This is a genomic window from Myxococcus sp. AM010 (assembly GCF_013372585.1).
GTDB classification, from domain to species: domain Bacteria; phylum Myxococcota; class Myxococcia; order Myxococcales; family Myxococcaceae; genus Myxococcus; species Myxococcus vastator.
In genome coordinates, this window is the sequence record NZ_JABXEO010000153.1 from 1 (window position 1) to 8,687 (window position 8,687).

The window sequence follows — 8,687 nt, forward strand, 5'->3', positions numbered from 1 at the left end:
ATAAGAGACAGGGCGGGCCGTGCGCTGGCTGCGGCCCGAGGACGAAGCGGTGTACCTGGCCCTGCACGCGAGCAACCACGCGTTGCAGCGGCTGGCGTGGCTGTTTGACTTGAAGCTGCTGGCGCTGCCGGACACGCGGCTGGACTGGGGGATGGTGGTGGAGCGGGCGCGGGGCACGGCCTTCCCACAGGCGGTCTGGTACGCGTGGGACGCGGCGCGGCGGCTGTTGGCCGCGCCGGTGCCGGGCGAGGCGCTGGCGGCGCTGGCTCCGCCTCGCTGGCAGCAAGTGCTCGCACGGCGTTTTTTCTCCGACGCGCGGCTGCTGGGGGCGTCGCTGCTGGATAGCCGGGCCGGGTGGATGGCGGCGAAGCTGCTGCTGGCGCCACGGATGGGCTCCGTGGCGCGGTATGGCGTCCGGCGCGCAAGGAACGCCGTGCGGGCGAGCCTGCGCCGTCCAGGCTGAGCTGGGTGCGCGGCATGCCTCGGCCGCAGCCAGCCAGTCCGCCCATCGCCATGGCCAGCGCGCCAGGGAGTGAATCTGGCTCATGAGGGCCGCCGTGCGACTCGGGCCGTGGACCACGGTCATTTCCGGCGGATGTCGCCGCGAGCGGCCGGTCAGCCTCCCGACAGAGGGCTCCTTGGCTCCGTTTCGTAGAGGCTTGAATCTGCTCGGGTTTTTCAGGGCCCGGCCGCCGTGTCGATTTTCTTGTGGCCGTGTCGATCCGCGTCCGGCTGATTCGTCGCCATTTCAGAACGGGGCGGTGCCCCCAACCGAAAGGGCGATGCGATGAAGGTCATGGTGCTTGTGAAGGCGACGAAGAACTCCGAGGCAGGGGTGATGCCCAGCGAGAAGGAGTTCGCGGACATGGGCAAGTTCAACGAGGAGTTGGTGAAGGCCGGGGTGATGCTCGATGGAGATGGCCTCAGGCCGAGCAGTGCCGGCAAGCGCATCCGGTTCTCGAACGGAACCAGGCGCGTCATCGACGGCCCCTTCGCCGAGACGAAGGAACTCGTGGCCGGCTACTGGATCTGGCAGGTGAAGTCGATGGAGGAGGCGATGGAGTGGGCGCGCCGTTGCCCGGACCCGATGCCGGGCGAGGAGTCGGACCTGGAAATCCGTCCCTTCTACGAGCTGGCCGACTTCGGCGCCGAGTTCACGCCGGAGCTGCGCGCCCAGGAGGAGAAGCTGCGCGCAGAAATGGACCAGCGTCGCGGCTCCTGATGCGAGGGGCGGAAGCGGGGCGGTGGAGCGACGCCGCTCCATGCCCCTGCCTCACTCACCTCATGGGCACAGCGGGCTGCCGCCCAGGCCCGGCGCGCAGCCCTGGCCCACGCAGTACTTCGGTCCGCTGTCGAGCACGTGCTGGCCGGCGGAGTCGCGCGGCACCTCCACTGTGCAGCGTCCGTCGGCCCGGTTCCCGGACGGGTCCTCCACCACGTAGTGCACCGTGTAGACGCGGCCATCTCCGGCGTCGTCACGTTCGGCGCGGAGCTGGACGGAGCTGGCGTTCACCCGCACGTCGATGTCTTCGCAGGTGGCGCCGTCGCAGCTGCCCGCGACGTCCTCCGACTCATCCGACGTCACCCGGATGATGCGGCCATGCTGCGCCAGTGACAGGTCACCCATGCACGCGTCCTTCGCGGGCGCCGCGCACTCCGCCAGCGTCACCGTGCGGTACTGGTGGTCCACAGGCCACAGCCGCTTGCCCAGGGGCGCGCCGGGCACGGGCGCCCGCGTGTCCCGCACCGTCACGGAGAAGGCGCAGCCGCACGCGTTGCCGGAGCCATCCACCGCGTTGCAGTCCACCACCGAGCGCCCCAGCGGGAACCGGGAGCCCGCCGGCGGCGTGCACGTCACCGACACCGGCCCGCAGTTGTCCTCCGCTCGCGCGGTGTAGGTGGTCTCCGCGCCCCCCGCCACGCACTCCAGCACCTGCGGCGCGGGACAGACGATGGACGGCAGCGTCGTGTCCACCACCTTCACCGTGGCCTGGCACACCGCGCTGTCCTCGCCATCATGGGCCGTGAGCGTCACGGCATGCCGCCCCAAGCTGAAGGGGCCGGGCGCCGTCTGCGTCAGCGAGAAGGGGCCCGGCTGTCCGTCCGGGTCATGGCTGCCGTTGTCCACGCTGGCCGACGCGCGGCACTGCGCGTCCGCTTCCACGACGACGTCCTGGCACAGCGCCACCGGCGGCTCGTTGGGCGCGCACGCCAGCTTCAGCTGCGCCGACGCGACGTTGTTGTCCTCGCGGCACTCCAGCTCGCGCCCGGCGCCAGTGCCGTCGTCATCCACCACCGCATAGACGAGCACCCAGCCGCGCTCGGCGGTGTCGATGGGCAGCTCCACGGACGCCTCCGCGCCCGCCTCCAGCGTGTGGGCCACGGTGGCCACGCCCAGCAGCGTGCCGCCTTCGCCCACCGCGTCCTGATAGAAGGCCACCTGGACACCCGCCGAGGCCGCCGAATCTCCCTGGTTGCGCACCCTCGCGCCGAGCGTCACCGCGCCCTCGCCGGTGCACGCGGCCGTCACCAGTCCGAGCGCGAGGTCCGGCGCCGCGAAGGGCCGCACGGTGCCCGTGCCCTGGCTGTTGGTGCGGAAGGTGTTGAGCCCCGGCGCCAGCCAGTTGCTCACCGGACGCGCGGGCAGGGTGCCGTCGTCATTCACGTTGGTGACGGAGTAGGCGTGCTGGTTCCAGATGCGCCGCGTGTTCACCCAGCCGTCCTTGCGGTCCCGGTACACGCGGATGCCATTGAAGCCGCCGTAGCCACAGGCCGTGTTCTGCGCGACGACGACTTCGGCGTTGCCGTCACCGTCCACGTCCGCGACCACCGGATTCTCATACGCGGTGCATGAGCTGTGCGGCGCCTCGAAGCGGACCTGCCCCGTCACGCCGTCGTAGATGCGCAGCGCCGTCTCGTCCGCGTAGACGACCTCGGCGCGGCCGTCGCCCTCGAAGTCGAAGGTGGAGGAGCCGGTGCGGTTGGAGCTGTGGTCCTGCGTGGGGCTCAGCCACTTCACCGCGCCGTTCGACTCGAACACGGCGTAGTGGGACGCGCCCGCCACGCCAATCTCCGGCTGTCCGTCCCCGTCGAAGTCCGCGATGTTCGGCGGTCCGCCCACGCCGCCGCCCAGGTGCTGCACGGTCCACTTCACCTGGCAGTTCGCGTCCATCAAGGACACGTGGCCGTCCCACACCACGACGACTTCGCCCTGGGGGTCCGCGTCGAAGTTGCCCACGCCCGAAAGCCCGTGGCCCAGCTCCGCCGCCTTGCACTGGAGCGTGCCGTCATGCCGGTAGATGGCGCGGCCGTTCACCACCTCCTGGAGCCCGTCCCCGTCCAGGTCCACCGCGAACGCCAGCGGCCCGGTGTCGTTGGCCGGGCTGCCCACGCCGTCGCTGCCCACCCACCGGAGCGTCCCGCCGCTGTCGTAGACGTGGTTGCCGGCGATGATCTCCACCGAGCCATCTCCGTCCAGGTCGGCCAGGGACACGCCGCCCCAGTCGAGCGGGGGCCCGTCCGCGCGGAACTTGAAGGCGCCGGTGTGCTCGAAGCAGATGATGCCCTGGGCGCGCTCCGGCACGGTGCACAGCTCCACCTTGCCGTCTCCGTCAATGTCGCCCGCCGCGACGCTGGCCGAGCCCCGGGTGCGGTACGCCGGGTCCGTCACCGCCCACAGGTCCGAGCCGTCCGCGCCGCTGAGGGCGCGCAGCACGCCGTTCGTCTTGAAGTTCCAGCCCTCGAAGCTGTTGAACACCACGTCGGGGACGCCATCCGCGTTGACGTCCACCACCACGGGCGTGGCCTGCGCGTTGGTGTGCGTGGGCATCAAAGGACTGGCCGTCCACGCCCACTCCACCTCGGGCTCGAAGTGGGGCTCGAAGGGCGGCCGCACCTCGCACCGGGCCTCCGACTCCACCGCCGTGGTGTTGTCGAATGCCGGAGGTTGCTCGGGGGGCGTGCCAGTGCACGCCACCCATCCGAGCGCTCCGAGCGTGAGCCAACGTCCCGGACGCCCGTCCGACCAGCCCTGCTGCGACATGCCGCCTCCAAGAATGCCTGCCCGGCCCGCGACGTACCGGGCGGCCCAGGTATTCATTCGGACGGGTTTGCGGACCCACCCTGGAAGGCCGGCCTGTGTCGGGTGTTCACCCCTGGCGCCTGGGAGTGACGGGTGCTTCACATCGGGCGTGACGTCATCCGGGCGTTGCAGGCCATGCGTCCGGACCGTTAAAGGGGGGCCCATGCCCGCCAGTCTGCTCGACACCTTCCGAGTGCTCTCCTCGTTTGACCCGCCACGCGGCGCGCTGCGCGGGGCGCCCTGGGAGGAGTACGTGGACTGGGCCATCGCCCAGGGCCTGGCGCCCTTGGCGGCCTACAACCTGGAGTACCGGCTGGGCGCGGGCAACGCGCCGGAGTGGGCGCGGGACAAGCTGCTCAGCATCTACCAGGGCTCCGTCAACGACAACGTGATGAAGCTCGTGAACTTCAAGCGCATCGTGGGCGCGCTGGAGGGGCGCAGGCTGGTGCTGATGGGGGCCGCGTCCTTCGCGGACTCGCTCTATCCGCACGTGGGCTTCCGCCCCGTGCCGGAGCTGCAGCTCCTGATGAAGCGCCTGGATGTGGACGGCTTCTCGGGCTTCCTGTCCCACCACGAGTTCGCTCCGGAGCCCGACACGGAGAACAGCGGCGCCGCGAAGGTGGTGTCCGATGGGCGCACCGTCATCCTGCTCTATTCGGACATGCTGGGCCCCCAGCGGCGCGAGCAGACGGCGGGCATCATCGAGCGGGCCAGGCCCATGCGCGTGTACGGCGCCTCGCTCTACCGCCCGGAGCTGGAGGACGCGGTGCTGCTGGTGGCGCTGGAGCATGCGCGCCACGGGTACGCGGTGCCGTGGCTGTCCTTCATCGACCTGCGCGAGCTCGTCACCGGCGCGAAGTGGATGGGCGGCGTGTACTCGCGTCCGCTGGACGTGCCGTTGCTGTTGGCCCGGGCCGCGGAGTGGCGCCTGGAGCGGGCGCTCTACACGTCCCTGTCGATTGTCGCGCGCTTGTTCCCGGACGCCGCCGCGGACGCCACCGCCGCGCTGCCGCCGCTGCGCAGGGCGACGCGGGAGCTGCTGGAGCGGACGGTGGTGGGTCCTGTATGCACCCCTGGCCGGACCTCGGCCCTCAAGGGCATGGAGCGGGTTCGCCGCCTGCTCACGGGCCAGTAAGCCTGGCTGCTTGCGGGGCGGCCCCAGCGGCGGGGATGGGCTTCCTTTCGGACTCCCTCCCGGCGTATGAGTCCTCCAAGAGACATTCACTGGGGCTCCCTCAATGCGTATTGCCATCATCGGAACCGGCTACGTCGGCCTGGTCGCGGGCACCTGCTTCGCGGACTCGGGCAACGACGTCACGTGCGTGGACATCGACGAGCGGAAGATCCGCATGCTCCAGGCGGGCGAGGTGCCCATCTACGAGCCCGGCCTGGAGGAGCTCATCAAGAAGAACGTGCGCGAGAAGCGCCTGTTCTTCACCCGGGACCTGACGGAGGCCGTCACCCACGCGCAGGTCGTCTTCATCGCCGTGGGCACGCCCGAGGGTGAGAGCGGCGACGCCGACCTCCAGTACGTGCTGGCCGCCGCCGAGCAGATTGGCAAGGCGATGAAGCAGTACACGGTGGTGGTGGACAAGAGCACCGTGCCGGTGGGCACCGCGGACAAGGTGCGCGAGGCCATCCGCAAGGTGACGGACATCGAGTTCGACGTCGTCTCCAACCCGGAGTTCCTCAAGGAGGGCGCCGCGCTGGACGACTTCCTCAAGCCTGACCGCGTCGTCATCGGCGTGGACTCCGAGCGCGCCCGCAAGGTGATGGCGGACCTGTACTCGCCCTTCGTTCGCACCGAGAACCCGGTGCTGTTCATGGACACGCGCTCGGCGGAGCTGACGAAGTACGCGGCCAACGCGATGCTGGCCACGCGCATCTCCTTCATGAACGACATCGCCGCGCTCTGCGAGAAGGTGGGCGCGGACGTGGACTTCGTGCGCAAGGGCCTGGGCTCGGACAAGCGCATCGGCTATCCGTTCCTCTTCCCGGGCGTGGGCTACGGCGGCTCCTGCTTCCCCAAGGACGTGAAGGCGCTGGTGGCCACGGCGCGTGACTACGGCCTGGAGCTGGACCTGCTGCGCGCGGTGGAGCGCACCAACGAGCGCCAGAAGAAGCTGCTGGTGAACAAGGCCGCCAAACACTACGGCTCGCTGGAGGGCCGCAAGTTCGGCGTGTGGGGTCTGGCCTTCAAGCCGAAGACGGACGACATGCGCGAGGCGCCGTCCATCGAGGTCATCGAGGGCCTCATCGGCAAGGGCGCCCAGGTGATTGCGCATGACCCGGTGTCCCCGCACACGGCCAGGCGCGTCTTCGGTGAGCGCATCCGCTACGCCTCCGTGCCCTACGAGGCGCTGGAGGGCGTGGACGGCCTCTTCGTGGTGACGGAGTGGAACGAGTTCCGCCACCCGGACTTCGAGCGCATGAAGACGCTGATGAAGTCGCCCGTCGTGTTCGACGGCCGCAACGTGTACGACCCCACGCGCATGCGTGAGCTGGGCTTCACGTACTACGGCATCGGCCGGCGGTAGCGGTGCGTGGGAGCAGGGCGCTCGACGCGCTGACGGGGCTGCGCTTCGTCGCGGCCCTGCACGTCGTGTTGTTCCACTTCGCGGCGCCGTGCCTGGGCACGGCACCGGAAGCGCTGCGCGACTGGGCGGGCGCGGGCTACGCCGCGGTGGGCGTCTTCTTCGTCCTGTCCGGCTTCGTGCTCGCCTGGAACTACCTGGACGCGGACGGGCGCATGGCGACGTCGCCCCGGGCCTTCTGGGCCGCGCGCGTCGCCCGGGTGTATCCCGTCTACGCGCTGACGTTCCTCCTGTCCGCGCCCACCACCATCGCCGCGTCCGTGGCGGACAACGGCTGGAAGGTGGCTTCCGCGAAGCTCGCGGTGGGCGGGGCGGTGACGCTGGCGCTGCTCCAGGCCTGGGTGCCCCGGCTGGCGCTGTACTGGAATCCGCCGGGTTGGTCCGTGGCGGTGGAGGCCTGCTTCTACGGCCTCTTTCCCCGGCTGGCGAAGGGGCTGCCCCGGCTCAACCCCGCGTGGCTCCCCGTGGCCCTGGGCGGCGCGTGGGTGCTGGGGCTGCTGCCGCCGCTGCTGTACCTGGCGCTGTCGCCGGACGGTCCGGGGCCGGTGGACGTGCAGGCGTCGGGGCCCTGGCTGATGGCGCTCAAGTTCAACCCGCTGGCGCGGCTGCCGGAGTTCCTCTTCGGCGTCCTGCTGGGCTGGTGCTTCGTGCGCGAGCGCGCGGCCGGTGGGGTGAAGGGCTCCGGCGCGGTGCTGGCGGCGCTGGGGGCGGCGTTGCTGGTGGCGGCGGGCGCGGCGGGCGCGCGGGTGCCGTATCCGCTGATGCACAACGCCCTGCTGGCGCCCGCGTCGGGGCTGCTGGTGTACGGGCTGGCGCGGGGGCGGAGGCGCCCTGGGCTGGCTGCTGTCACGTCCCACGCTGGTGAAGCTGGGGGGCGCCAGCTACGCGCTCTACCTGCTCCAGTACCCGGTGTCGGAGGCGGCCAAGGGCCTGGGGACGTCGCTGGCGCCCTGGGTGGAGCTGCGCACGCCGGAGGGGCTGCTGGCCACCGTGTTGCTGCTGGCCGTGCCCGCGTCGCTGTGGGTGCACCGCGCCGTGGAGACACCGCTGCGCTCACGCGTCCGCGCCGCGCTCACGCCCTGGGTGGACGGTGCGCCGCGCGAGCCCGCGAAGCCGGTGGTGTCTGGGCCCTGAGCGGCGGGCTGGCGCCGTCAAGCGAGACGGGCGGCGTCCGAGGCACCTGCGCCCGGAGCCTCCGGACGCGTGGGGGGCCTCAGCGGGAGATGCCGCAGGCGCGCTTGCCTTCCTCGGTCTCGATGGCGCGGCAGTCGCAGCCGTCCAGGCGCTCCTCGCACACCGCCTCATCCTCCGCGGTGGGCTCCACGCGGTTCTCCTCCTGGGCGGCGCGACGGAGGCACAGCTCCTTCTCCACCGAGTTGATGGAGCAGTCGCACAGCTTCTCGGACAGCTCGCGGCAGGCACCCTTGCAGCCGGTGAGGCCGGACAGGGCGGAACAAAGGAGGGCGGCGGTGACGATGAAGCGGCGCATGGCTGCGGCGAACATGCCAGAAGGTCCCCTGGATGCAAGCTGGCTTCGAGCCCTTCGTGCCTGGGCGGATGCTAGGGTCGCCCGGCTGCTCCACACCTGGGGGAAACGCCACACATGTTGTCACTCGTCGCCGCTGCGTTGCTGGCCACCGCGTCCACTTCGACGTCCCACTCGCTCCTGACGCCCATGGCCGAGCGGCCCGTGTCCGCCCGGCTCCTCGCCCAGGCTCCGGCGGAGGAGACGCCGGACGTGTCCGGGACGCCAACGCCGCCGCCCCTGCCGGAGGACCTGGACGCCCGCGCCCGGGAGCTGACGCAGCAGATCGCCATGCTCCAGAGCGAGATTCGCGCCATCGACACGAACTGGCCCGCGGGCTCGCTGGTGATGGCGTACTCCGGCTACGTGCTGTCCCCGCTGCTGCTGCTGGGCATCCCGCTCATCATCGTCGGGATGGGGACGTCGAATGAGGACAACGCCGGCACCTTGCTGGGCCTGGGGGTGGGCCTGACGGTCGGGGGTGTCG

Annotated in this window: 8 protein-coding genes and 1 pseudogene; 6 read left to right on the top strand and 3 right to left on the bottom strand. The window is 71.0% G+C overall.

Features of this window, described 5'->3' with window-relative positions:
- The first annotated feature begins 19 nt into the window (after positions 1-19).
- Positions 20-463, top strand: a complete 444-nt coding sequence (locus HV826_RS35285; protein WP_368671063.1) for a nucleotidyltransferase family protein — start codon at positions 20-22, stop codon at positions 461-463.
- A 215-nt stretch (positions 464-678) separates the two neighbouring features.
- Here the strand turns inward: HV826_RS35285 and HV826_RS35290 are convergent, their stop codons facing one another.
- Positions 679-867: a hypothetical protein gene (locus HV826_RS35290; RefSeq protein WP_176421412.1), complete on the bottom strand. Its 189-nt coding sequence runs from the start codon at positions 865-867 to the stop codon at positions 679-681.
- Here HV826_RS35290 and HV826_RS35295 point away from each other — a divergent pair.
- The gene (locus HV826_RS35295) at positions 788-1,222 is read left to right on the top strand and encodes a YciI family protein (RefSeq protein ID WP_176421413.1); all 435 of its coding nucleotides are present in this window, start codon (positions 788-790) and stop codon (positions 1,220-1,222) included. The genes HV826_RS35290 and HV826_RS35295 overlap by 80 nt on opposite strands.
- A gap of 60 nt (positions 1,223-1,282) precedes the next feature.
- On the opposite strand, the gene HV826_RS35300 is transcribed toward HV826_RS35295, so the two are convergent.
- Positions 1,283-4,042: an FG-GAP-like repeat-containing protein gene (locus HV826_RS35300; RefSeq protein ID WP_176421414.1), complete on the bottom strand. Its 2,760-nt coding sequence runs from the start codon at positions 4,040-4,042 to the stop codon at positions 1,283-1,285.
- A gap of 202 nt (positions 4,043-4,244) precedes the next feature.
- Here HV826_RS35300 and HV826_RS35305 point away from each other — a divergent pair, with 202 nt between their 5' ends.
- From HV826_RS35305 to HV826_RS38200, 3 genes and pseudogenes are all read left to right on the top strand, one after another.
- Positions 4,245-5,216 (top strand): nucleotidyltransferase family protein, encoded by a 972-nt coding sequence (locus tag HV826_RS35305; RefSeq protein WP_176421415.1) that lies wholly within the window; start codon positions 4,245-4,247, stop codon positions 5,214-5,216.
- 103 nt (positions 5,217-5,319) lie between these two features.
- Positions 5,320-6,618 carry a UDP-glucose/GDP-mannose dehydrogenase family protein gene (locus HV826_RS35310; protein ID WP_176421416.1) on the top strand — a complete coding sequence of 433 codons (1,299 nt, stop codon included), beginning with the start codon at positions 5,320-5,322 and terminating at the stop codon, positions 6,616-6,618.
- Between the two features lie 65 nt (positions 6,619-6,683).
- Positions 6,684-7,433, top strand: a pseudogene (locus HV826_RS38200) (acyltransferase family protein); the annotation flags it as partial.
- A gap of 455 nt (positions 7,434-7,888) precedes the next feature.
- On the opposite strand, the gene HV826_RS38205 reads toward HV826_RS38200, so the two are convergent.
- The gene (locus tag HV826_RS38205; RefSeq protein ID WP_163785861.1) at positions 7,889-8,179 is read right to left on the bottom strand and encodes a hypothetical protein; all 291 of its coding nucleotides are present in this window, start codon (positions 8,177-8,179) and stop codon (positions 7,889-7,891) included.
- Between the two features lie 99 nt (positions 8,180-8,278).
- On the opposite strand from HV826_RS38205, the gene HV826_RS35325 reads away from it, so the two are divergent.
- A partial coding sequence (locus HV826_RS35325; RefSeq protein ID WP_176421417.1) for a hypothetical protein occupies positions 8,279-8,687 on the top strand: 409 nt, incomplete at its 3' end.

Bases quoted from the DNA above. Each gene is read 5' to 3' on its own strand.
- HV826_RS35295 (WP_176421413.1), top strand. From the start codon at position 788: ATGAAGGTCATGGTGCTTGTGAAGGCGACGAAGAACTCCGAGGCAGGG.
- HV826_RS35290 (WP_176421412.1), bottom strand. From the start codon at position 867: ATGTCCGCGAACTCCTTCTCGCTGGGCATCACCCCTGCCTCGGAGTTC.
- HV826_RS35300 (WP_176421414.1), bottom strand. From the start codon at position 4,042: ATGTCGCAGCAGGGCTGGTCGGACGGGCGTCCGGGACGTTGGCTCACG.
- HV826_RS35305 (WP_176421415.1), top strand. From the start codon at position 4,245: ATGCCCGCCAGTCTGCTCGACACCTTCCGAGTGCTCTCCTCGTTTGAC.
- HV826_RS35310 (WP_176421416.1), top strand. From the start codon at position 5,320: ATGCGTATTGCCATCATCGGAACCGGCTACGTCGGCCTGGTCGCGGGC.
- HV826_RS38205 (WP_163785861.1), bottom strand. From the start codon at position 8,179: ATGTTCGCCGCAGCCATGCGCCGCTTCATCGTCACCGCCGCCCTCCTT.